Origin of the sequence: Halobacillus sp. K22 (genome assembly GCF_052246795.1) — a bacterium.
Taxonomy (GTDB): domain Bacteria; phylum Bacillota; class Bacilli; order Bacillales; family Halobacillaceae; genus Halobacillus.
Genome location: NZ_JBQQCN010000015.1, coordinates 36,886 through 59,347, shown reverse-complemented (window position 1 = coordinate 59,347; position 22,462 = coordinate 36,886). Strand labels below are relative to the sequence as shown.

Annotated in this window: 23 protein-coding genes; 16 read left to right on the top strand and 7 right to left on the bottom strand. The window is 40.8% G+C overall.

The window, feature by feature from the left end:
- Window positions 1-10: 10 nt before the first annotated feature.
- A complete protein-coding gene (deoD, locus tag ACTWPM_RS12050; RefSeq protein ID WP_443133286.1) occupies window positions 11-721 on the bottom strand; it encodes a purine-nucleoside phosphorylase in 711 nt (236 codons plus the stop codon).
- Between the two features lie 209 nt (window positions 722-930).
- Between deoD and ACTWPM_RS12045 the strand changes: the two genes are divergently transcribed.
- Together ACTWPM_RS12045 and ACTWPM_RS12040 are read left to right on the top strand one after the other, a co-directional pair.
- Entirely contained in the window at window positions 931-1,419 is a 489-nt protein-coding gene (locus ACTWPM_RS12045; protein WP_443133285.1) for a cation:proton antiporter regulatory subunit, read from the top strand.
- A gap of 6 nt (window positions 1,420-1,425) precedes the next feature.
- Window positions 1,426-2,604: a cation:proton antiporter gene (locus ACTWPM_RS12040; protein WP_443133284.1), complete on the top strand. Its 1,179-nt coding sequence runs from the start codon at window positions 1,426-1,428 to the stop codon at window positions 2,602-2,604.
- A 45-nt stretch (window positions 2,605-2,649) separates the two neighbouring features.
- Here ACTWPM_RS12040 and ACTWPM_RS12035 read toward each other — a convergent pair whose 3' ends face one another.
- Window positions 2,650-3,036 carry a kinase-associated lipoprotein B gene (locus ACTWPM_RS12035; RefSeq protein ID WP_443133283.1) on the bottom strand — a complete coding sequence of 129 codons (387 nt, stop codon included), beginning with the start codon at window positions 3,034-3,036 and terminating at the stop codon, window positions 2,650-2,652.
- Between the two features lie 95 nt (window positions 3,037-3,131).
- On the opposite strand from ACTWPM_RS12035, the gene ACTWPM_RS12030 reads away from it, so the two are divergent.
- Complete coding sequence (locus ACTWPM_RS12030) at window positions 3,132-3,347, top strand: hypothetical protein (protein WP_443133282.1); 216 nt, start codon at window positions 3,132-3,134, stop codon at window positions 3,345-3,347.
- A gap of 105 nt (window positions 3,348-3,452) precedes the next feature.
- Window positions 3,453-4,028, top strand: coding sequence for a superoxide dismutase family protein (locus tag ACTWPM_RS12025; protein WP_443133281.1), 576 nt, complete (start codon window positions 3,453-3,455; stop codon window positions 4,026-4,028).
- Window positions 4,029-4,057: 29 nt separating this feature from the next.
- On the opposite strand, the gene ACTWPM_RS12020 is transcribed toward ACTWPM_RS12025, so the two are convergent.
- Both ACTWPM_RS12020 and ACTWPM_RS12015 read right to left on the bottom strand, forming a co-directional pair.
- On the bottom strand, window positions 4,058-5,233 hold the full coding sequence (locus tag ACTWPM_RS12020) for a MalY/PatB family protein (protein ID WP_443133280.1): 1,176 nt from the start codon (window positions 5,231-5,233) through the stop codon (window positions 4,058-4,060).
- A gap of 196 nt (window positions 5,234-5,429) precedes the next feature.
- The gene (locus ACTWPM_RS12015; protein ID WP_443133279.1) at window positions 5,430-5,786 is read right to left on the bottom strand and encodes a helix-turn-helix domain-containing protein; all 357 of its coding nucleotides are present in this window, start codon (window positions 5,784-5,786) and stop codon (window positions 5,430-5,432) included.
- Window positions 5,787-6,000: 214 nt separating this feature from the next.
- Between ACTWPM_RS12015 and yugI the strand changes: the two genes are divergently transcribed.
- Window positions 6,001-6,393: a S1 domain-containing post-transcriptional regulator GSP13 gene (gene yugI / locus ACTWPM_RS12010; RefSeq protein ID WP_014644118.1), complete on the top strand. Its 393-nt coding sequence runs from the start codon at window positions 6,001-6,003 to the stop codon at window positions 6,391-6,393.
- A 49-nt stretch (window positions 6,394-6,442) separates the two neighbouring features.
- Here the strand turns inward: yugI and ACTWPM_RS12005 are convergent, their stop codons facing one another.
- Window positions 6,443-6,679, bottom strand: coding sequence for a DUF378 domain-containing protein (locus tag ACTWPM_RS12005; RefSeq protein ID WP_014644117.1), 237 nt, complete (start codon window positions 6,677-6,679; stop codon window positions 6,443-6,445).
- Window positions 6,680-6,829: 150 nt separating this feature from the next.
- On the opposite strand from ACTWPM_RS12005, the gene ACTWPM_RS12000 reads away from it, so the two are divergent.
- The 3 genes from ACTWPM_RS12000 to ACTWPM_RS11990 all read left to right on the top strand — a co-directional run bounded on the left by ACTWPM_RS12000 (window position 6,830) and on the right by ACTWPM_RS11990 (window position 10,046).
- On the top strand, window positions 6,830-7,996 hold the full coding sequence (locus tag ACTWPM_RS12000; protein WP_443133278.1) for an iron-containing alcohol dehydrogenase: 1,167 nt from the start codon (window positions 6,830-6,832) through the stop codon (window positions 7,994-7,996).
- Window positions 7,997-8,146: 150 nt separating this feature from the next.
- Window positions 8,147-9,493 (top strand): glucose-6-phosphate isomerase, encoded by a 1,347-nt coding sequence (locus ACTWPM_RS11995; RefSeq protein WP_443133277.1) that lies wholly within the window; start codon window positions 8,147-8,149, stop codon window positions 9,491-9,493.
- Window positions 9,494-9,617: 124 nt separating this feature from the next.
- Window positions 9,618-10,046, top strand: a complete 429-nt coding sequence (locus ACTWPM_RS11990) for a YugN-like family protein (RefSeq protein WP_443133276.1) — start codon at window positions 9,618-9,620, stop codon at window positions 10,044-10,046.
- Here ACTWPM_RS11990 and ACTWPM_RS11985 read toward each other — a convergent pair.
- Both ACTWPM_RS11985 and ACTWPM_RS11980 read right to left on the bottom strand, forming a co-directional pair.
- Window positions 10,017-11,015, bottom strand: a complete 999-nt coding sequence (locus ACTWPM_RS11985; RefSeq protein WP_443133275.1) for a potassium channel family protein — start codon at window positions 11,013-11,015, stop codon at window positions 10,017-10,019. The genes ACTWPM_RS11990 and ACTWPM_RS11985 overlap by 30 nt on opposite strands.
- 97 nt (window positions 11,016-11,112) lie before the next feature.
- Complete coding sequence (locus tag ACTWPM_RS11980) at window positions 11,113-11,664, bottom strand: thioredoxin family protein (protein WP_443133274.1); 552 nt, start codon at window positions 11,662-11,664, stop codon at window positions 11,113-11,115.
- Between the two features lie 125 nt (window positions 11,665-11,789).
- Between ACTWPM_RS11980 and ACTWPM_RS11975 the strand changes: the two genes are divergently transcribed.
- From ACTWPM_RS11975 to ACTWPM_RS11940, 8 genes are all read left to right on the top strand, one after another.
- Window positions 11,790-12,848, top strand: a complete 1,059-nt coding sequence (locus ACTWPM_RS11975) for a M20/M25/M40 family metallo-hydrolase (protein WP_443133273.1) — start codon at window positions 11,790-11,792, stop codon at window positions 12,846-12,848.
- Between the two features lie 138 nt (window positions 12,849-12,986).
- On the top strand, window positions 12,987-13,205 hold the full coding sequence (locus ACTWPM_RS11970; RefSeq protein WP_443133272.1) for a hypothetical protein: 219 nt from the start codon (window positions 12,987-12,989) through the stop codon (window positions 13,203-13,205).
- A 284-nt stretch (window positions 13,206-13,489) separates the two neighbouring features.
- Window positions 13,490-14,332 (top strand): putative beta-lysine N-acetyltransferase, encoded by an 843-nt coding sequence (gene ablB / locus ACTWPM_RS11965; RefSeq protein WP_443133271.1) that lies wholly within the window; start codon window positions 13,490-13,492, stop codon window positions 14,330-14,332.
- Window positions 14,333-14,491: 159 nt separating this feature from the next.
- Window positions 14,492-15,835 carry an ATP-grasp domain-containing protein gene (locus tag ACTWPM_RS11960; protein ID WP_443133270.1) on the top strand — a complete coding sequence of 448 codons (1,344 nt, stop codon included), beginning with the start codon at window positions 14,492-14,494 and terminating at the stop codon, window positions 15,833-15,835.
- A gap of 15 nt (window positions 15,836-15,850) precedes the next feature.
- Window positions 15,851-17,821 (top strand): hypothetical protein, encoded by a 1,971-nt coding sequence (locus tag ACTWPM_RS11955; RefSeq protein WP_443133269.1) that lies wholly within the window; start codon window positions 15,851-15,853, stop codon window positions 17,819-17,821.
- A gap of 490 nt (window positions 17,822-18,311) precedes the next feature.
- Window positions 18,312-19,532, top strand: a complete 1,221-nt coding sequence (locus ACTWPM_RS11950; protein ID WP_443133268.1) for an ArsR family transcriptional regulator — start codon at window positions 18,312-18,314, stop codon at window positions 19,530-19,532.
- 193 nt (window positions 19,533-19,725) lie between these two features.
- Entirely contained in the window at window positions 19,726-21,033 is a 1,308-nt protein-coding gene (locus tag ACTWPM_RS11945) for a M20 family metallo-hydrolase (RefSeq protein WP_443133267.1), read from the top strand.
- A 34-nt stretch (window positions 21,034-21,067) separates the two neighbouring features.
- On the top strand, window positions 21,068-22,456 hold the full coding sequence (locus tag ACTWPM_RS11940; protein WP_443133266.1) for a YfcC family protein: 1,389 nt from the start codon (window positions 21,068-21,070) through the stop codon (window positions 22,454-22,456).
- Window positions 22,457-22,462: the final 6 nt, after the last annotated feature.

Genomic DNA, 22,462 nt, shown 5'->3' with positions numbered 1-22,462 from the left:
GTGTCCTTGGTTACTCTTGAATGGCAGCCTCCAGAGCTACCTCAATCATTTCGTTGAAGGTGGTCTGGCGTTCTTCGGAAGTCGTTTCTTCACCTGTAAGAATGTGATCGCTCACGGTTAGTACGGATAAAGCTTGGCAATTATGTTTGGCTGCTAATGTATAAAGAGCTGTGGTTTCCATTTCAACGGCTAATACATTATAGTCAGCCAGCTGTTTGAATAAATCCATCGCGTGGTCACGATAAAAACTGTCACTCGTAAATACATTTCCAACGCGTAATTTTAGTCCTTTATCAATTCCGGCGTCATAAGCATTTTTTAATAAGTTAAAATCTGCAGCAGGGGCGAAGTCGATTCCGCCAAAGACCATTCGGTTCATTTGGGAATCCGTGGTCGAAGTAGAAGCAAGGATAACATCTCTGACCTTCACATCACTCTGTAAAGCTCCGCATGACCCGACACGTATTAATTGTTTCACACCATAGCCTTCAATAAGTTCATTTACGTAGATAGAAATAGAGGGAACGCCCATGCCTGTCCCTTGTACGGATATCCGTTCTCCTTTATAGGTCCCTGTATATCCATACATTCCGCGGACTTCGTTATAACAAACAGCATTTTCCAAAAAGTTTTCTGCTATATATTTAGCTCGTAATGGGTCTCCAGGAAGAAGAATCTTTTCTGCTATTTCTCCTTTTTCAGCCCCAATATGTGTTGTCATAATCTTAACCTCCTCAGGTATCGTATTACCTATTTTAAATTACCATACCCCATTTGAGATGACAAATGCGGTGAATTTTCAAAGGAAAGAAAAAATTAAAAGGAAAATCAAATCAAAAAGAAATTCCATTTTGAAGAGAATCAGCCCCTATCCAACGGGAGCATTCTGTTATAATTAAATGGAAGAAGAAAGTAAGGAGTGCTGGTCAGATGAACATTTCAATATCTCAGCTGCCTGGGATTGGACAAAAAATCTCTTTAAAAACAGGTGAAGACAGCATGCTTGTATTAATTGTCCACCACACTGGTAAAAGAGAACTTTATTTCTTTGAAGATGCAGATAGTGAAGAAGCAGATTTTGCAATGGATCTTACATCTGATGAGACAAGAGAACTAGGAGCACAACTATTAGGTGCAACCTACCAGCCGGTAGATGCTGATAAATTGAAAATTTTCAAGAATCAGATTGTTATTGACTGGGTTGAATTATCCAAGCGTTCTAGTATTGCTCATCAGACGATAGAAGAATCAGAAATCAGAAATAAGACAGGGGCTACTATTATTGGCATTGTCAAAGGAGATGAAACCATCGCCATTCCAGAAGCTGATACAACACTGGTACCAGGGGATGTCATCATGACGATTGGTAAACAGGAGCAAATCGACACGTTGTCAGATTTGTGCAAAGGAGAGGAATGATTTTAGGTGCCTACTGATTTTCCGGCTTTACTGGGGGCTGGGCTTATTTTACTCTTCATCTTTTACTTAGGGTTTTTAAGTTTGAAGATAAAAATACCCAATGTCATTTTATACATTTTATTAGGAATTATTTTGGCTGACTTCCTCCATGACAGCGAATTGCTGCATTTTGCCAGTGAAATCGGGATTGTATTACTTTTTTTCATTTTAGGACTCGAGTTTAATGTGAATCGTCTGGGCGGTATTGCGAAAAAGGTATGGCCTTCTGGACTTCTCGATGTCTTCTTAAGTCTGGGTGTTACTACGGGGATTGCCCTTTTATTTAATTTAGATTTATTTTCAAGTTTCTTGATTGGCGGCATTACGTATGCCACCAGTTCTTCCATTACAGCCAAGCTGCTGGATGATCGCGGGCGGATGGCCAATACTGAAACGGAATTTATGCTGGCTATACTTATATTTGAAGACTTAGTTGCGCCCATTGTTGTGGCTATACTATTTGGAGTGAGTTCAGGGGAGAGCTTTACTTCCCTCACTTTCATTCTGTTAGTAGGTAAAATTTTAGGGTTGACAGCCCTGGCTATCTTTTTAAGTAAAACACTTTTCAAACGTTTTGAAGTTTTTCTTGATCGCATTGATGATGAGGATTTTAAAATAGCGCTGCTGGTCGGGATTGCCCTTTCATTTGGAGGACTCGCTCTGTTACTTGGGTTGTCTGAAGTGTTAGGTGCTTTCCTAGCGGGAATGATGCTCGCGGAGATTGGAAAGATCGAAAAAGTCGAAAAGTCTGTAATTCCTGTCAGAGATCTAATGCTTCCTACTTTCTTTATCTACTTTGGGACGACCATTGAGCTCGGAGATGGAGTTCCCATGGCCGGTCTTCTTGTTTCCATCTTAGTGTGGTCCGTCATTTCTAAAGTTTTATTAGGAGTACTTGGGGGGCCTTTATATGGATTATCCAGGCGGGTTTCTCTAAGAGCGGGGTTATCCATGTGTGCACGCGGGGAATTTTCAGTAGTTATTGCAAGTACTGCTGCGGGCGTTTTGAAAGTTTTTAGCGGCTTGTATATCGTAATTGCCGCTTTTGTAGGCATGCTGTTATTTGAACAAGCCTCATGGATTACGAATAAAGTATATGGGAAGCCAGTTAAGAAAAAGAAGAATTTAAAAGTACCTGGCGGTTAATGGTCATAGGAGGGAGCCATTCAGGCACCCTCACCAGAGTGGTAATTATGAGCGGAAGTATTGTTTTTCTAAATCCTCCAACTGCTGCTTAGCGTTCTGATTGAATTCTGTTTCTCGTCTAGTCAGCTTTGCCTTTAATTTTTCTACCGCCAGTTTTAGAGACTCATTATAATCTGGAACCGTATCTTCCTCAAAAGGATGTACGGCTTCTTTTTGCACATTAGCTTTCTCATTATAGCTAAGAGCCTTTCGCTGATGGAAGAACACATCTTCTGTTTGCCCCGGGTTATGGAGATCACCTTGCATGGGGTGTTTATCTACCGCCAGTATCTTAACTAAGTAGAAGCGGTTCCGGTCCTCAACGACCTCACCTACATAAATCCCTGTTTTATAGTGAGCTTTTACTAAAGCGCCTTGTTCAAATTCAGCCATTAGAACTCCTCCTTTTACTACCGTCTATTGTATCAAACATTTAAATTGTGAAGAAATGGTGAAGCTCGTGAAAAACTGGAGGCAGATTTGATATAATGACAGGGGATATGGAAGGAAGTGATCGTCCTATGATGGAATTTTTATACTTTCCAGAAGATAAATCTGAGTATATTCCCGCTGTACTTATGCTGATTTTGTTTGTAGTAGCTGCGGCTGTAACGATGATTTTTATTATTAAGGCCTCCCGTAAAGAGGAAAAGAAAACGGAAGAAACTTTTTATAACAGTGAGCATAAAGAGAATGAGCACTGATATTATATTTATGACCACGCCAATACAAGGCGTGGTTTTGTTATATTATTTTAAATGATGGGGGACAATAACCATAAAGATTGAGGTCTGAAATGGAGGGACATCATGTACAAATGGTTAGTGCCAGTTCTTGCTTTCATATTTATTCTGAGCGGCTGTTCAGGAGAAGAGAGATCTCCGCTAGAAACATCAATCTACAATAGCGAAAACGATAAAATCGGAACTGCTACTTTCACCGAGCGTCCTGAAGGGGTGGAAGTAGCCCTGAAGGTGGAAGGGGTAGAACCCGGCATGCATGCGGTTCATATCCATGAGTTCCCTAAATGCGAGGCTCCTGATTTTAAAAGTGCAGGCAACCACTTTAATCCAATGTCCAAAGAACATGGATTAATGAATACAAAGGGTGCCCATACAGGAGATATGGCTAATGTAGAAGCAGATGGAAGTGGGATGATTGATGAAAAACTTACGTTGAGTGAAGCTAAGCTCAAGGAAGCCCAACAATCTCTGCTAAGGAAAGAAGGCACGTCCATCGTTCTGAGTAGTGGGATGGATGATGGAATGTCTCAGCCATCTGGGGACTCTGGTGAGCGTATCGCTTGTGGAGAAATTACGCTAAAGGCTGATCAAGATGATACAACAGACCCTACTGAGCCTGATAAAAAGCAAGAAGAAAATTAAAAAGGTCTCCCTTCGTGGGAGACCTTTTTTTATCCGTGCTGCTTAACAGCTTCAATGATACGTGTCACTCCGTCCTCTAGAATAGATATAGGGGCAGCTATGTTCAGACGCATAAAACCTTCTCCTTCTTCTCCAAAGGAAGCCCCATCGTTCAGTCCGACTTTCGCTTGCTTTTGCATAAAGGACTTAAGATCTTTTTGTTCCAGTCCGAGAGAGCGGCAGTCCAGCCAAAGAAGATAAGTCCCCTCGGCCGGAAGGACTCGAATTGTGCTGGTTTCTTTGTGGAAGCGTTCCATTACATAGTTACGATGGTTCTCCAGGGTTTGGTTCAATTCCTCCAGCCATTCCTCACCGTATTTATAGGCAGCTTCCATAGCTGTTATGCCAAGGGTATTTAACATTACCATTCCCTGGTTCTTAAACTGTTGATCAATTTGTTCCCTTAATTCTTTGTTCGCTGTTACTAAATACGAGGCTTGCAGCCCTGCAAGATTAAATGTCTTTGTAGGAGATAGACACGCGACAGTGCGCTGATTTATATCTTCGTTCAAAGAAGCTATTGGAATATGAGTATGACCACTGAAAATCAAATCGGCGTGGATTTCATCTGCAATGACCATGACACCATGTTTCACGCAAATTTCGCTCATTTTATTTAATTCATCCTTAGTCCATACACGTCCCACAGGATTGTGAGGATTGCACAAAATGAACATTTTGACCTGATGCTTTTTAATTTTTTGCTCGAAATCTTCAAAATTAATTTCATAACGATCCCCTGAAAGCTCCAGAGGGTTGGTTATCAACTCTCGTTCGTGGTCTTTTACAACGCTATAGAAAGGTGGGTAAACAGGCGTCTGGATAAGAACGGGATCTTTTTCTTCGGTTAACGCCTGAATAATCATATGCAAAGAAGGGATAACTCCAGGGCTATATGTAATCCAGTCAGCTTCCACTTCCCAATTGTGCCTCTTATTGAGCCAGCCTGTAATTTCATTTTTTATTAGGTCATCCGGCCATGTGTAACCAAAAATACCGTGCTCGACTCTTTCTTGAAGAGCTTGTTTTACTGCTTGAGGTATCTGAAAGTCCATATCAGCGACCCACATGGGCAGCACTTCTTTATCCTGATACAAATCTTCAGCCATATCCCACTTAACAGATCTTGTTCCTTTTCTCGGTGTTACTGTGTTAAAACGACTCATAGTCAACCCTCCATCTCTTGCTTGTTTACTATTTATGATAACCTATGGATTCAGATAAATGAAAATAAACCGTTTGCGAAAGGTTTATTTTCAAAAAAAAATAAGCAAAGCGAACGTTCGCTTTGCTTACACAGGGGGAATACGAGAAAGTCTTACGTTATACAGTATTACCACAATTAATAGATTTTAAACCTATCTATTTATTTTTTTGTTGATTTAAATCATATAAGAGATTCATAGCCCGCAGAACGTCTTGCTCAGAGAAGTCACGAGCTTTTTTTAGAATTAGTTTTGTGCGCTTAACACCAATTTCTTTGATGAGGTTTTGTAATTCGTCGTCCATTAAGGTGTCTTCTACTTCAGTTTCCATTAATTCCGACGCGGGTATATCAAGCACAGTAGAAATTTTTAGGATGGTATCGAGCTCGGGAACTCGTTCGTTATTTTCATAGCTTTCTAATGTATGAACCCCCATTCGGGCTTTCATGGCTAGTTCATCTTTCGTAACCTTTTTTAATTCTCTATGTTTCCGAATATTACCCCCAATTGACATGGCAATTCCTCCTCTGTATTTTTCTTAATTATATCATGGAGGATAATCGAAAAGTCTTAAATTCACAAAAGGGTCACTAAAGATATTGTCAGAAATTGGCGAACGTGATCTATTGATTTAATTCTTGATAGAGTTTTGCTAATTAGGTCAAAGTGTGGTAAAATCATTAATTGCGTGAAAAGAATCGAATAATATATATCAGGAGTTGTATAGCATGTCAGAGAAGTTTCAAGAAGGTCAAGTATTAGAAGGTAAAGTCACAGGAATTCAGCCTTATGGTGCATTTGTTGCGCTGGATGATCAAGTCCAAGGTTTAGTTCATATTTCTGAAGTGACACACGGTTTCGTAAAAGATATCAACGAGCATCTTTCTGAAGGAGATGAAGTGCAAGTTAAAATCTTGAATATCGATGAAAAGAGCAATAAATATTCTCTTTCCATCCGTGCGACACAAGAAGCTCCAAAAGCTGAACAACGTCGTCCGCGTAAGCAGGCAGCACCTAAACAGCAACAACAGGAAGACGCTTCTGCTGGATTCAACACATTGAAAGATAAGCTTGAAGACTGGATCAAACAGTCAGATGATCGTGAAAAATACCGTAAATAATGCTTTGTGAATAAAAAATGGCTCAGGTTATCTAACCTGAGCCATTTTTTTATTCTGTTGATTCTACTGTAGAGTCACTATATTCAGCAGCAGGTGAGAAGTAAATGGAAATGGCGATAAGTCCACTAATGCCGACAAGAGTATAGATGACACGAGCAAAAGCACCACTCTGCTCTCCACCGCCAAATAAGCCAGCAACCAGGTCATATTGGAATAATCCAATTAGTCCCCAGTTTATAGCTCCGACAATGATTAACAGTAAAGCTACACGTTGAATCCAACTCATGGTAAAATCCTCCTGTTCAAGATTGAAATAGAATCATTTCTAGCTTGAGCTACCTTCCAAAAAATATACATATTGCATATCTTTTGAGCCTTAGACAAAAATGGGGGATAATATGATGGGTAAACATAGCATAGAAAGGAGTTTCCACAGATGGATACTTTTACATTTTATAATCCAACGAAATTAATATTTGGTAAAGACCAAGTAACTCAACTCCCGTCTCAATTACCTGAAGGTACTAAAAAAGTGCTACTAGTATACGGTGGCGGAAGCATAAAGAAAAATGGAGTTTATGACCAGGTGGTTGAACAGCTGAATCAAACTGGTGTTGAAATCCTGGAATTATCTGGGGTTGAACCTAATCCTAAGCTGACAACAGTGAAAAAAGGTGTAGAGATTTGTCAGCAGGAAGGAGTGGACTTTCTATTAGCCGTAGGTGGCGGAAGTGTTATTGACTGCACCAAAACGATCGCCACAGGGGCAAAATTTGAAGGTGACCCCTGGGATCTTGTAACTAGAAAAGAAAAGCCTGAGGATGCTCTTCCTTTTGGTACTGTATTGACACTTGCCGCTACTGGTTCAGAAATGAACGCAGGTTCGGTTATTACCAATTGGGAGACTAATGAAAAGTATGGATGGGGAGCTCCTCCTTATACAAATCCCTTATTTTCCATTTTAGATCCTCAATACACTGTTTCTGTTCCCGAAGACCAAACGGTATATGGAGTTGTGGATATGATGACTCATATGTTAGAGCAATATTTCCATAACCCTACACAATCTCCAGTGCAGGATGAAATGATTGAAGGTGTGCTTAGAACAGTTATAAATACGGCGCCTAAACTTCTCGAAAACCCAGAATCTTATGAGCATCGTGAAACCATTCTTTACTCGGGTACGATTGCTTTGAATGGTATGCTTCAAATGGGATATCGAGGTGATTGGGCAAGTCACAATATTGAGCATGCCGTTTCAGCTGTTTACGATATTCCTCATGCGGGAGGTCTCGCTATCTTATTCCCTAACTGGATGAAGCACAACCTGGATGTAAATCCAGAACGTTTCAAGCAGCTGGCTGTGAAGGTGTTCGGGGTTGATCCTGAAGGAAAAACAAGTCGCGAGGTGGGCGAAGAAGGTATTCAAGCGCTTCGTTCATTCTGGAGTTCTCTTGGCGCTCCAGAAACTCTGGGCTACTATGAAATAAACGATGAGAAATTTGATGTAATTACTGATCGAGCGATGAAACGGGGACCTTTTGGGAACTTTAATCAGTTAGGGTCAGAAGATGTCGTTCAAATTTTAGAAATGTCTAAATAACCCATTTAAAAGAGATCCATTACGTTGTGTTTTGGATCTCTTTTTTTGAGGTATCCGCTTACAATTTTTATGTTTGCTTGATTATAGGAGTAGGTTCCGATAAAGTGAAAATTGGATTAGGTTATTATATGACCAAATGGAGGGAAATAAATGACACACGTACGCTTTGATTATGAAAAGGCGCTGCCGTTCTTAGGTAAACATGAATTAGACTATATGCATGATGCCGTTACCTTAGCTCACGAGGCTTTACATGAGAAAAAAGGAGCAGGAAGTGATTTTCTGGGCTGGCTTGATCTTCCGGAAGACTATGATAAAGAAGAATTTGAACGTATAAATCACTCAGCTGAAAAAATTAAATCGGATTCTGACGTACTGCTTGTGATTGGTATCGGTGGGTCTTACCTCGGGGCAAGAGCAGCTCTGGAGATGCTAAATCACAGTTTCTACAATGAACTTGCTTCTGAAGATCGCAATACTCCTCAAGTGTTCTTCGTAGGTAACAGTATTAGTGCCCCTTATATGAATGAACTTTTCGATGTACTGAAGAATAAAGATGTTTCTATTAATGTTATTTCCAAGAGTGGGACCACAACAGAACCTGCTATTGCTTTCCGACTTTTCCGTAAGTTTCTTGAAGAAAAATACGGCGTAGAGGAAGCTCGTAAACGTATATATGCTACTACGGATAAGGAAAAAGGAGCGTTGAAGACGTTAGCTTTAGAACAAGGGTATGAAACCTTCGTCGTTCCAGATGATGTAGGCGGACGTTATTCCGTTCTGACAGCTGTGGGACTTCTTCCGATTGCGGCTAGTGGGATTGATATTAACGAAATGATGAAAGGCGCGCAATCCGCCCGACAAGAGTTAAGCTCAAGTAAGCTTTCAGAAAATCCTGCTTATCAGTATGCAGCCGTTCGTAACGTTCTTTATAACAAAGGGAAAACAATTGAAATGTTAGTGAACTATGAACCTTCTCTGCAGTATTTTGGAGAATGGTGGAAGCAGCTGTTTGGTGAAAGTGAAGGAAAAGACCAAAAAGGTATCTTTCCTGCTTCAGCTAACTTCTCTACAGACTTGCACTCGCTTGGTCAGTATGTGCAGGATGGTCGAAAAGACTTGTTTGAAACCGTTCTTCATGTTGAACGTCCTGCTTCAGATATTACGATTGAAGAAGACGAGCAGAACTTAGACGGCTTGAACTATTTAGCTGGTAAAACAGTAGACCAGGTAAACGAAAAAGCTTATCAGGGTACGATGCTTGCTCATACAGATGGACAAGTGCCTAACCTTATTCTGCATTGTCCTGAACGAAATGCCTATACATTCGGCTACCTTGTGTACTTCTTCGAGAAAGCTTGTGCAATCAGTGGGTACTTACTGGGTGTTAATCCTTTCGATCAGCCAGGAGTGGAAGCATACAAGAAGAATATGTTTGCTCTTCTAGGGAAACCAGGCTTTGAAGAAGAAAAACAACAGCTTGAAAAGCGCCTGTAAGTATTCACACTATTGAGTATAGAAAACAATAAGCAGGAAATAATTAACACCTCAGGTCATCCATATTTTGGATGACCTGAGGTGTTTTTAATTGGGCAAGCTAGTGCTAAAAGGAGTGGATTGAATGATACCATTATCTTCAGCGCTAACAGGAAAAGTATATAGGTTTACGGACGCAGAACTGGCACTTAAACCCATTGGTTTTAAACTTTCGGACAATTGGGATTATGAGCATGGGTATTTCGATTATAAGATCGATGATCACGTTGGCTATCAATTTATCCGGCTGCCGTTTACGATGGAATCCGGATCTATGGATGCTCCAACTGACTATGCGACCATCCGCATGGAAGAACCCTTTCTGCTATCTCATAAATATAATCCAGGGCTCGATGATAACGTAAAGGAAGGCAATTTCCGAGCGATATTTGATCAATTCTCAGAACCTGTTGATAAAGACGCTTCATTTCCAGAGGAGCACATCAGCGCAGGACAGGAAGTGTTGGCAGAAGCTGAGCATGCTTTATTGACGAAGCGGGGAGAAAACGATTAAATAATCACCTTTCTCTAATTTCATATCCCCATCGAGCTCAAAAGAAACTTCCTTCCCTTTTTTAATACCGATAATTTGGCAGCTTTTCTTCAAGAAATATTCCAATGCTTGAATGATAGGCTGCCCCTCTAATTCGTCAGGTACTTTTTCTTCGTGAAATTGTCTGGTCGTCAATAAATCCAGTAACAATTCAAAGGGTTGTACCGGATCATTGCGGTAAAGTTCATGGAAAAATAAACTGCTCATAAAATCATTTGAGCGAATAACTGTATTTGCTCCTGCGCGTTCTGCATTAATTCGCTGTCTGTCAGTGAGCATCTCGGCAATAATAAATAGCTCTGGATGGTGCCCTTTCAAAGCCACAGTCTGATGGATAACTGACTGGTCTGATTGCTCTTCACGTTTAGAAGGATCTGCGGTAATTACCGCCATACGTGCTTCGCATAAATTCGCTTTTATGAGAATGTCCTCATTAGTTGCATCTCCTTTAATAAAGTGCACATAGGACAAATTACGATAAAATTCATGCATGGTACGATCAATAAGCACAATCCTTTCCTGCATTCCCTGAGCACCCATCATATCAATCAGCTGTCGTGTCCGTTCGTTCCACCCTATGATGACCAAATGATTAGATCCACGGAAGTCCACCTCTCCCCGAACTAAAGCTTGTTCATGTTTGACGGTGGAGGCTGACAAAGTTGCCATGTAGAAAGTTACCAGTCCTCCTCCGGTTAGGATAAGCAAAATAGCTGTAACTTTTCCGAGGATACTAAGAGGAACGTAGTCACCATAACCTACTGTTGCCCCAGTAACAAATGCCCACCAAACCCCATCAAATAAAGTAGGGAAGCTTCTCGGCTCAATCCAATGGATGATCATACCGAAAAAAGTCATCATGACGATGACTGTGCCTAATAGTCTTAAGAATAAAGGTACTTGAAAGTATAGTCGAACCAAGGATTGCATTATGAATGCTCCTTTTTAGTTCATTATGGCTAATGAAACAATGATTCAAACATAAAAAAACTTGCCCTAATCGCTTAGTGGCAAGTTAACTTTAAAGTCAGGCTAATGTTTTTAGCATGTCTCTATATACATAGTTCCAGAAGTTCTGATGATCGCGATAAGCTTTTGTAATAAAAGTAAGCATCTGTTTCTGTTTTTCTTGATAATCCTTTGTTTCTTTTTCAGGCAGACTGCCGATGGAGTCATCTATAAAACTTTGCAGCTCTGGTGCCCTGGGTCCCCATGAGCAGACCTCTTTTCCGTCCCTATCAATAAAGATAATAATCGGGATCGAACGTGACTTTCCATTGGTTAGATACTGATCCATTAATTCAAGGTTTTCATCACGTCGTAAAAAGTGAGTTTCAATATGACCAGCTTCTGCTAATCGAAGAAAAATAGGTACATTTAACATGGCATCTCCGCACCAGTCTTCCGTGAGGACTACTGCCCGTATATCCTTTTTCTGCAACTTCTCAAAAAAAGGATAGTCCTCTGTAGATATATTGAAGTGCTCGTATATATATATAAGATCTTTTTGGTGCTTATCCATAGAATCCACGTATTCTTGAGCCGTCATGCCCTTTTGAAACCATTCTTCCAAATTCATAGAACACCCTCCTTCTAAATACTACATCTCGATATATTCCCTAATAGAGATGTATTTAAGCATGTTTTAGAAAAATGAGAGACTTTTTTGGTATGATGATGAGAGAAAAAGGAGGAATATATAAAATGAATGAAAATCGTTTGAATTTTTTACTGGAATTGCTTCAAACTCCCTCTCCTTCCAGCATGGAGATGGAGATTCAAAAACGTTGGATTAAAGAAATAAAGCCATTTTCTCATGAAGTGAGAACGGATCATGCTGGAAATGCTATTGCGATTTTAAATCCAGAAGCGGATTTCAAGGTGCTGTTAGCCGGACACTGTGACGAAATTGCGCTGGTAATTAATCGAATCGATGACCAGGGATATCTCCATTTTGACAAAATGGGAGGAATTAACCCGAAAGCTGCTGTTGGAATGAAAGTTACGATTTTAGGTTATGAAGGTACGTTGACAGGGGTAATAGGTGTTAATGCTCAGCACCATGGCGGATTAAAAGGAGACTTTGGTGTGGATGAGCTATTCATTGACTGTGGAGCAAAATCTAAAGAGGAGATAGAAAAAATTGTACAAATCGGTGATTTAGCGGTTTACAAGCGTTCTCCTGAAGTCATGATGAATCGCTACATAGCTGGACGAGGCCTTGATAACAGAACCGGTCAATTTATTGTAGGAGAAGTATTAAGGCGCTTATCTGAGAAAGAAGTAAAAGTGGGAGTGTATGCCGCGAGTACGGTGAATGAAGAAACCAATATGGGAGGTGCATTCTTTGCTGCTGCAGGTATTGAACCGACCATGGCTATCGCTTGTGATGTCACTTTCGCTACAGATTATCCAGGAGTAAACAAAAATAAACACGGGGATGTTCAGTTAGATGAGGGCCCTGTTTTGGCTAAGGGAGCCCCAATCAACCGGAAGATCAATCAATTGTTAGAGAAAACTGCTAGAAAGCTGGATATGAAGGTTCAGTACGAACTCACACCAAGAATGACAGGTACAGATGCAGACAAAATGCGTTTAACTGGTAAAGGTGTTCCGGTCAGCCTAGTTTCATTACCCCTACGCTACATGCACTCTCCAGTAGAAACCGTAAGTATTAAGGATATTGACGAAGAAATTGACTTGTTAGTAGAAATGATCGCGAGCATGACGGGCGAGGAAAGTTTGAATCCATTAGAAGATTAAAAAAATAAGACTCTGATCGGCCATACCACAGCGTTTCATTTACTTGCTCCTCCCTGGGTTTGGAATAATTCATGATTATTTGGATATACTATCCATTAATGCTTTAAGTTTTATTTCCTTAACGGAGGAGAGAGCTGAATGGATCGGGAATTACTTCATCAGAGTATTATGTCTTTAAAGGGAAGAATAAGTACGGGCGAGTTAACGTTTAATGGCTGTGAAGGATATGTGTATCACCAGCTGGATAAAGTCAAAGAATTAGAGGATGGGTTAGTAGATATTAACACCGTGTCGTCTTCTTTGAGGTTGTTGATTCAGGCTGCAGAAGTGCACAGAAAAGAAGGTATGATGGGTTGATAAAAAGTAACGGTAAGTCCTCCCTTTGAGTAAGTAAGGGGGGGACTTGTTTTTGTCCAAAAAATTGGTGATTATCATCCGGAAAGTTTCCATTGTCAAAAATAGTGTAATTTCGACAATGTTTTCGGTGTCTTTCCAAGTAAATTAGACTCTTCTTGACAGGAAGATAAGGTAGAATATTTATGAAGGATGGTTACTGATAAGGGTGCCGAGGTACTCCTTAGCTGTTTGGTTAAGAGTAGCCATCTCGCATAATAATAGACATTTTAATAGGAGTGTACCTGATGATATCTGGAGATTTTCTTTCTACCAGCACCTTGATGGAAAAAAGTTACTTTGATGTGGAACCGGTGAGCCGAAGGGTTAAGGTTTACGATCTTCCTGATGATGTGAGTGGATTTATCGAGGAGCTTACGCATGCAGCTTATGAAAAAGACTGTGACAAGCTTATTTTCTATGTGAAACCTGGGAGTAAAGAAGAATCAGAGTTACAAGCCCAGTCGTGTAAAATAGAAGGAGAAATTAAAGGTTTTTTCCGCGGTGATGATACTAGAATTTATGCTAAATACTTAAACTCTGCAAGAGAAAAGAAAAACGAGGGGAACGTCATTGACCAGGTTAAACAAATGAACCATACTTCCAGAATGAAAGCTAAGAAGCTGGTGGATGATTATACAATGAAGTGGGGAAGAGAAGAGGATGCTGAAGAAATGGCCGAACTCTATCAAACCGCTTTTGCTAAATACCCTACGCCGATCCATAATCCAGAGTATATCGTTAAAATGATGAAAGACCATGTCCATTTTGCACTTATTTTTAACAGGGAGAAGTTAGTTAGTGCCTGTTCTGCCGATGTATTTCCAGAATACAAAGCAGCGGAATTTACGGACTGTGCAACATTGCCAGAACATAGAGGAAAAGGTCTTTTATCCCATCAGTACCCCTTTCTTGAAGAAAAAGCGAAAGAACTAGGAGTACATACAATGTTTTCCTATACAAGAGCTACTTCAATGGGGATGAACATTGTGGCTGCTCAGCAAGGGTTTACTTATGGAGGGTGCATGGTTCAGAACAGCTGGATTGGGACAGGACTTGAAGATATGAATATTTGGTATAAAATCCTTTAAAGAACGGATCAGGACAGCTTGTAGCTGTCCTGATTTTTTTATACATAAAATACAGGTAATTTTCACATGAAAATTACCTGTATTTTGGGATAAACAGACCTCTATTGGAGATTCTAACAAAATGTTGCTTAATTATTTCAAGGATAGGTGAAAAATCATATGCCAAGGCTTAATGAAGAAACAAATTCATTTAAATTTACCAATCAAAATGATCGTAAGCGATTGAACGGAAGGCAAATGGGAGCGCTTAGAATTAATCATGAACGACCTGAACGTGGTAATAAAGTGGCGTTAATTGGCTGGAGTGTTCCATCAATTGAAGCTATGCAGCAAATGGAAAAACCTTATATAGTGGTCAGCCATGAAGAATTCAAGCCTTATGCGGAACAGCATAATATTCCTTTTTTCGCCTGGGATTTTGGGAAACCAAGCCATTATCAGGAGGTTTATGACCGCTCAGAGGATCTTTTTTCACAATTAGTAAAGTTAGACGTAGGTCATACGATCCCGATTTTCGAGGAGACGGTCGAATGGTCTGGCGCACTAAATGCTCGTCTACGGAATGATCCGAATGTATTCGATCACTCTATTCTCTTTAGAGATAAGGCGATGATGAAGCGCAGGGCTCATATAGGAGGGTTAAAAGTAGGCGTATTTGAAGAGGTAGAGAATAAAGAAGAGGTCAAACGATTTTTCAGACGTGTGAACCATTCGCTGTTAAAGAATAACAGTCAGGAACCTGATCCCATCCATTTCAAAGCATTGAATAAGGCGGGGGCAGCTGGTCATCGCATGATATTCTCAGAAGATGATATCGAAAGCAAGCTAACGGAGGAAAGTTTCCCCGGGCTTGTAGAAAGTCATCTGCACGGAATTGAAGTTTCATGTGAGGTTTTCATTCATAAAGGTGAAATCAAGTTTCTGAATATAACGGAATATGTGCTTCTAGGTTACTCCAGTATGGTTCCGCCGTCAGCTGCTCTGGAACATTATCGTCCGCTAATATTAACAGAAGTAGAAAAACTAATCCAGGCGTTTGATATTCAATACGGCATGATCCATCCGGAATTTTTTATTACGGATCAGGAAGAAGTGTACTTTGGAGAGGTCGCTTACCGAATTCCAGGCGGTCATATATTTGAACTGATTCAAAAAGTTTACAAATTCAATCCATTTGGAGCTCATCTTCTTTGCTGTGATCCTCATACCTCTCAGGAAGATTTGGAAAAATACGTGCCAAAAGACGTTGAAGCTGACGGGCATGCGGGGAGCTTCTTAGTTTATCCCCGTAAGAAAACGGTAAGTCGTGTGCAAATTCCGCCTGAGATGGAAAGTCATCCAAGTTTTGATAAGCATACGTTGTATAAGCCTACGATTACTAAGTTTCAAGACACAAACGAAGGATATGGAAATCATTGGGGGACGGTTTTTCTTCACGGAAGTGACAGTGACGAGATATCTCAATTATTAACCGATTACGTGGACTACGATTTTTATATATAGGAGGAATTACATGCGATGGCAGTAAAAATGGATACATCTAAGATTGAGGCTTTTAAACAAGAACTAGAGACAATGGAGTCTAGTTATTCATTTGCAAAGTCCATGTATCAAAGTAATGTGCTACAGGCTGCAGCTAAGCTGATGGATGATGAGGAAGGCTTGTCTGCTTTATATCAACTGGCAGAAAGGTATGAACAAGCTGGCGTTTTTCAAGACAGCCCCTGGGAGGACCCGTCTAAGCTACAGCCTTTTCTTGTGAAAGGATCGCTCCAGGCAGGTGGTTTAACGACAATCTCAGAAATGCTGAGTGAATTAAGAATGGTCGCTATAGCTAAAGGCGTGTACAAGCGGGAAGGCGTCTCTGAGTCCCAGGCTCAATCCTTCCTGCACGAAGTTATGGCATTAAATATAGACATCCTCTTTCCAGAAGAAACAGAGGCAGCTCGTATTGAAGGTAAAGGAAAAGATAAAGACCGTATGGAGCGTTTGTTCCAATTTTTAGAAGAAAAGCTATCGTTAGCTTCTATTTCAGGAGAACTTGTTAAAGAAATTAGTGGTCTCATTGCTCAACGCCCTATAATGGTGAATAGAATCGTTAAAATGGTCAATCATGCTGAGAAGCTGATGGAGAAAGACATTGAGGAGTCAGATAGAAAGGCTATCCAAACGTACGTGGATGCATTAAGAGGCAGAACGAAAAAAAGTAGAAACTGTGACACGAAAAAGTATCGGAATAAGATTAAGAATCTAAAAGAGGATGCTCTCAAGACAGAAGCTCAATCTTTTGCTAAAACCATGCGTGAAACAGGGCTTGTTGCGTCTAATCACGTGGTCCTTACCCGTTATATCAATAAACATCACCCTCAGTTACTTGCAGAAGCGTTGGATTTAACGAATAAGGGAAAAGCAAATTTAGAAGAGCACATGTCTTTTGTGCAAAATTTAATTAAAACGGGTATTCATATCCCATTAAAGCAGTCCTTATATGGATTGGCAAAAATGCTTGATCGAGGAGTCCTATCCTCATCACCAGTTATTCCTGGGCTGCGTAGAATCATTGAATTAGATCTTCAGTCAGAAAATAGAAAAATCCTGTTAAACTCAATCAATGGAAATGAAGGAATTACAGCGAACAGTATCCTTGTGGCTGGAGCGATAAGCGTTCTTGGCCAGCCTTTAGGTATAGGGCAGGGGATGAACCCTACTTGCCAGACAGCAAGAGGGATTAGTCTTTGGTCGCTTCATGCTCCAGGACACTTGCTTGATTTAATTGCAAGAGCAGCTAGAGATGGGGATGTTGATCTTAACTTTGAAGGACAAACGATTCATTCGAGGGATTTACGAGAAGGATTAGTCGATGATCTGCACGATGAATTAGACCCTGTTTCCTTAATTCTTGTACCTCATTTGGATCGTATATATTCAGAACTGGTTCGCCGCTCGAAATTTAGAGGCGATGATGTTCATAAATGGGTCAATCCGGCTTTTTATGGAAACTGGGTTCAAAAAGGATTCTGCAGTGTGATCGACCCTATGACAGGTTCAGTAGCTGATTACCCAGGGTTTGTCCGATTATTTTACGGCACTCACCATCCGGATTACAATGAAGGTTATGAATTGATCTATCCTAATCCGGTAGGTATATTTATAACCAATGCATTTGGAAAGTTATTGGGGCTTCACGCTGTTTCTATCCAAAGAATTGCAAAAGACCCGGATGGGGAAATGCGTATTTATTTCTATAACCCTAATAATGACAGCTCTCAAGACTGGGGGCAGGGTATAGAGCCCAGCGTAGAAGGATGTAATGAGATTCCAGGTGAATCTTCGCTTCCATTCCATGAATTTGTTTCCCGGTTATATGCATTTCATTATAACCAGTATGAGCAGGGAGACGCTTACGCAGTTGAGGAGGAAATTGTTCAAGAAGTAGAGAAATTAGCAAAAGAGAGCTGGGGCGAACAGCATACGTGGGTCCAGCTATAAAACAATAAGAATGAAGGGGTCCGGTTTCTGAATCAGCAGGAATCGGGCTTTTTTCATGGAAAGGACAGACGGCGCCCCATTCAAGAAGCTGATCTACTCATAAGTGTATCGAAAATATATTTACCACCCGCTCATCATGCTTGGACTGGTGGGAACGGTGCGATACAAGATAAACGGGCCATTCAACAATGAATTTCAGAAATTAATGGGGCAACCCCCATCTTATCGACTGTGAATTGTGATGCGACGAACTTCTATTGGTTTTACGTTTTGATCAGTGTTTTATTACTAGTGGAATACTTTCATGTTATTATTGTACCCAATAGGCATCGTTGCCTGTGAAACCCAAGCTATTAGAAAGTTGGCTATTATGAAAATCAGATTAGGATTAATAGGAGCAAAGGATAACCTGGGATTAATACAATCCATTGTAGACGAATACCCTGAGTTCAGTTGCCTGTCGTTCGTTCATACCGGAGAGGAAGAGCTTGTGGACCATTTGGAATCACATTCGCAAGATGTAGATGTATGGTTGTTCTCAGGATTTCTTCCCTACTCGACGGCTATAAAGTGGGGGAAGACCAGTCAACCGATGTATCATACGCCTTATACAGGTTCAAGTTTATATAAAACCCTCTATCATATATTAAATAGCGAAGATATCAAGGCTGATGAACTTAGTTTTGATGCAGTTGATTCCTCAGAACTACATCCAATATTCGACGAGTTGGGGATGAAATATGACCAGTCCTATTTAGAAGAATTTATTACCGAATCTGAAATCGATAATAGTCGAACCTATTTAGAGCATTACAAAAAGTCTGTGAGCAAATTCGTCCAACATCACTATAATCTTTGGAGTGATAATCATACTAAGGGGGCGGTAACTTGTGTCTGGGCTGTTTATACTGAGTTAAAACGCCTTGGAGTTCCGGTATTCAGGGTGACTCCTGCAAACTCAGCCATCAAATCTATTCTGGACATCATATTGAGAACTCATGAAATGATCCGTTTTAAGAATACCCAGATTGCTGTTCAAATGTTTGAAATCGACCCGCTTTCTGGCCTGTCTACCGGAGTGTTTTCATCGGATGAAATTACTAATATCGAAATGAGAAACTCCCAGAAATTATTGAAATATGCAAAGAAAGTTCAGGGGTCGCTGAAAACTTCCGGTCCGGGGAGATATGTCATTTTTACGACCCGGGGGGAGCTTGATGCAATCACTGAAAGTTTCACTGTTGTTCCAGAAATAGAAGAAATTCTTCGCATAGGTAAACATGCCGTAACCTGTGGTATAGGGATAGGATATTCTGCTTATGATGCGGAAATTAACGGTGGTAGAGCTCTGTTGAAAGCTAAAGAGTATGGAGAAGGGACATGGATGGTCCATTTTGAGGATAAAACGATAAACGGACCACTGGGGAGTGCGGAAAAAATTTCTTACTCTTATGTCTCCACCGAACTCCAGGGAATAAGCGAAAAAACCTCCCTTAGCATTTCAACTTTAAGCAAAATTAAATCCATTTTGAATAAATGGGGAAAGTCCGAAATGACAGCACATGAATTAGCGCAGCAGATGCAAATCATGCCAAGAAGTGCACGAAGAATTATAGTGGCACTTGAAACCGGGGGGTATGTGGAGGTCGTTGGTGAAGAAAACCCATTTCCACGAGGACGACCAAGAAAAATATATCGCTTTTCTTTGTGACAGAAACAATCGTTTCTGTCATTTTTTTAATTTTTAAAATATTTATTATTGACACAAAAAGACATTCAACATAACATTAAGGACATAGCCATAAATGAACCGTATTTAAAGGGAAAGCCGTGTTGAAAGCGGTTTCTGAAAAATATCGTTGACCCATCAATAGAGATAAATCACATGAAGGGGGTTTTAAAGTATGAATGAACAAGATGAGAAGCAACTGGAAAAGAAACTGTTAAAAGATTTTGATCACCGTTTAAATTATTCTGGTGTAAACGGAAAACGGTTGACCACTAGAATCCAGGCAATATCTGAAATTGGAAGAGGGGAAAAGGGTAGTTCACATCGGATCGGTTTTTCCGAAGAAGAAAGAAAAGCGAAAACCCTAGTGAAGCATTGGATGGATGAAGCTGGAATGAACACATGGGTTGATGAAGCTGGAAATATTTTCGGGCAACTTGTAGGACGAGATGAGACTCTGCCAGTTGTACTAGCCGGGTCCCATATTGACACGGTTCCAAACGGAGGTCACTTTGATGGCGTGCTCGGTGTATTAAGTGCTTTGGAGGTGGTAGAGGCTTGGAAAGAAATCGACTATAAGCCGATGAGAACGTTCGAAATTGTGATTTTCTCTGATGAAGAAGGAGCAAGGTTTAATCGTGGTTTTACAGGTAGCAAAGCGGTAGTGGGTGATTTTGATACGGAGGAACAGAGGGCATTAAGTGATATTGACGGTCTGCCTTTTGAAGAAGTTATGAAAAGAGTTGATTTGACGAACGAACGCTTCCCAGATGCCAAACGCGATTTACAAGATATCAAAATGTTTGTTGAAGTTCATATCGAACAAGGCAAACAGTTGGAAAAGGAAGATGTTCCCGTAGGCATAGTAACAGGAATTGCTGGCCCTTGCTGGCTGAAACTTAATATCCAGGGAAAAGCTGGTCATGCAGGCAACACACCAATGAACGATCGACAAGATGCTTTGGTCGTTGCCAGTGAATTGATTTATAACATTCCATATCTTCCTCCCCAAGTGAGCTCATCCGCCGTAGCAACTGTAGGGAAGACTCATGTTTATCCAAACGGAGTCAACGTGATCCCTGGAGAAGTTGAATTATACATTGATATTCGTGATATTCATGAATCCACGCGTGACAAACTCGTTGATCTGGTAATTGAAAAAGCCGAAGAAATAGTGGAAAAGCGTGGGGTAAGCCTTGAATGGGAGGAGACAACACGTACGAAGCCTGTTCCGATCAAAGAGGGGGTTCAAGAGACCATGGCAACATCTGTTGAGAACCACGGAATAAGGCCTGTTTTCCTGCCGAGTGGAGCTGGGCATGATGCTATGATTCTGGGACGTCATCTACCGATTTCCATGCTGTTTGTAAGGAGTAAGGATGGAATCAGCCACAATTCGGAAGAGTGGTCATCGTTGAATGATTGCGTGCAGGGTATTCATGCATTGAAGGACTTCTTAGAAAAGGTTACGCAAGAAGACTAGACCAAAAGTTCATCGGGAAGGTGTGTAATTTCTAATGTCAGAAAAGAAAAAAAATTGGTTGGATCGGATTCCTCATCCATTAGCATTGCTGTTTTATATCGTTGTATTTGCAGGAATACTTACCTACATCATTCCAGCCGGTTCCTATGACAGAGAGAAAGTCAACGACGCGACAAGGACGATCCCAGGAACATATGAATTTACAGAAAGGAATCCCGTCAATCTGCTGGAATTATTTACAGCAATACCGCAGGGATTCCAGGAAATCGCGAATATCGTTTTTATCGTTTTTGCTGCTGCGATGATGTTCGGAGTATTGGAAAAGACAGGTATGTTGGAGCGTACAGTCGGAACCTTCGTCAAGAAGCTGGGATTAGGCAGACGGTATCTTGCTATCGTTATTATGACATTTATTTACGGTCTGTTAGGAATTTTTGTCGGGTATGAAAATAATATCGCGCTTATTCCAATTGCCGTATTACTCAGCATCGCCATTGGTGGAGACGTTATTCTTGGTGCCGGAATAGGGATTGGTGGGGTATCAATCGGTTTTGGACTATCCCCCTTCAATCCGTACACCGTCGGCGTGGGTCATCAAATAGCAGAGATGTCCTTATTCTCTGGGTGGGGCTTTAGAAGCGTTCTTGTGGTTATCGTATTAAGTCTTCTAGCGGCATACAATGTGCGATATTTCAAAAAGATTATGAAGGATAGGGAAAAGAGTCTGGGTGACGATATCGATACAGATGACATGCAATTAACTCAGCCTCTTGACTCATATAGAATGAGGAAAAAAGATATTGCTATGTTGCTTGTATTTGTGGCAGGGCTAGCCGTCATGTTGTATGGTGTATTCACTCGAGGCTGGTACATCAATGAGATATCGGCTATATTTCTAATGATCGGTATTGCAAATGGACTTATTGCCCGCATGAACGGAAGTCAGATAGCCGAGACGTTTTCGAAAGCCCTTGAACCAAGTGCACTTGCTGCCATTTTGATTGGTGTCGCTCAAGGTATTCAGGTGGTTATGAATCATGGAAACATCAGTGATACAATTGCATACGGCCTTGTATCGGTACTTGAGCATTTGCCTGCCACGGTTGCAGCTATTTTCATGTCGATATCACAATCGATTATTAATTTATTTATACCGGGCGGAAGTGGGCAGGCACTTGTTACACTGCCGATCATGATCCCCGTCGGTGACATAGTGGGAGTTTCGAGACAGTCGACCATATCGGCTTTTCAGGTGGGTGACGGAATTACCAATCTTATCACTCCTACGCTTGGAGGATTGATGGCAATGCTTGGTCTGTGCCGGGTTCCTTACGGAAGATGGCTGCGGTATATCTTCCCATTTACAATCCTGGCGTTTATCGTTTCGTGGATTGCATTGCTTATCAGTGTATTAATCAGTTAAGAATCA

What these genes read in the sequence shown, in the direction of transcription:
- deoD (WP_443133286.1), bottom strand. Translation starts at nt 721, where the DNA reads ATGACAACACATATTGGGGCTGAAAAAGGAGAAATAGCAGAAAAGATT.
- ACTWPM_RS12045 (WP_443133285.1), top strand. Translation starts at nt 931, where the DNA reads ATGAACATTTCAATATCTCAGCTGCCTGGGATTGGACAAAAAATCTCT.
- ACTWPM_RS12035 (WP_443133283.1), bottom strand. Translation starts at nt 3,036, where the DNA reads ATGGCTGAATTTGAACAAGGCGCTTTAGTAAAAGCTCACTATAAAACA.
- ACTWPM_RS12030 (WP_443133282.1), top strand. Translation starts at nt 3,132, where the DNA reads ATGACAGGGGATATGGAAGGAAGTGATCGTCCTATGATGGAATTTTTA.
- ACTWPM_RS12025 (WP_443133281.1), top strand. Translation starts at nt 3,453, where the DNA reads ATGTACAAATGGTTAGTGCCAGTTCTTGCTTTCATATTTATTCTGAGC.
- ACTWPM_RS12020 (WP_443133280.1), bottom strand. Translation starts at nt 5,233, where the DNA reads ATGAGTCGTTTTAACACAGTAACACCGAGAAAAGGAACAAGATCTGTT.
- ACTWPM_RS12015 (WP_443133279.1), bottom strand. Translation starts at nt 5,786, where the DNA reads ATGTCAATTGGGGGTAATATTCGGAAACATAGAGAATTAAAAAAGGTT.
- yugI (WP_014644118.1), top strand. Translation starts at nt 6,001, where the DNA reads ATGTCAGAGAAGTTTCAAGAAGGTCAAGTATTAGAAGGTAAAGTCACA.
- ACTWPM_RS12005 (WP_014644117.1), bottom strand. Translation starts at nt 6,679, where the DNA reads ATGAGTTGGATTCAACGTGTAGCTTTACTGTTAATCATTGTCGGAGCT.
- ACTWPM_RS12000 (WP_443133278.1), top strand. Translation starts at nt 6,830, where the DNA reads ATGGATACTTTTACATTTTATAATCCAACGAAATTAATATTTGGTAAA.
- ACTWPM_RS11995 (WP_443133277.1), top strand. Translation starts at nt 8,147, where the DNA reads ATGACACACGTACGCTTTGATTATGAAAAGGCGCTGCCGTTCTTAGGT.
- ACTWPM_RS11990 (WP_443133276.1), top strand. Translation starts at nt 9,618, where the DNA reads ATGATACCATTATCTTCAGCGCTAACAGGAAAAGTATATAGGTTTACG.
- ACTWPM_RS11985 (WP_443133275.1), bottom strand. Translation starts at nt 11,015, where the DNA reads ATGCAATCCTTGGTTCGACTATACTTTCAAGTACCTTTATTCTTAAGA.
- ACTWPM_RS11980 (WP_443133274.1), bottom strand. Translation starts at nt 11,664, where the DNA reads ATGAATTTGGAAGAATGGTTTCAAAAGGGCATGACGGCTCAAGAATAC.
- ACTWPM_RS11975 (WP_443133273.1), top strand. Translation starts at nt 11,790, where the DNA reads ATGAATGAAAATCGTTTGAATTTTTTACTGGAATTGCTTCAAACTCCC.
- ACTWPM_RS11970 (WP_443133272.1), top strand. Translation starts at nt 12,987, where the DNA reads ATGGATCGGGAATTACTTCATCAGAGTATTATGTCTTTAAAGGGAAGA.
- ablB (WP_443133271.1), top strand. Translation starts at nt 13,490, where the DNA reads ATGATATCTGGAGATTTTCTTTCTACCAGCACCTTGATGGAAAAAAGT.
- ACTWPM_RS11960 (WP_443133270.1), top strand. Translation starts at nt 14,492, where the DNA reads ATGCCAAGGCTTAATGAAGAAACAAATTCATTTAAATTTACCAATCAA.
- ACTWPM_RS11955 (WP_443133269.1), top strand. Translation starts at nt 15,851, where the DNA reads ATGGCAGTAAAAATGGATACATCTAAGATTGAGGCTTTTAAACAAGAA.
- ACTWPM_RS11945 (WP_443133267.1), top strand. Translation starts at nt 19,726, where the DNA reads ATGAATGAACAAGATGAGAAGCAACTGGAAAAGAAACTGTTAAAAGAT.
- ACTWPM_RS11940 (WP_443133266.1), top strand. Translation starts at nt 21,068, where the DNA reads ATGTCAGAAAAGAAAAAAAATTGGTTGGATCGGATTCCTCATCCATTA.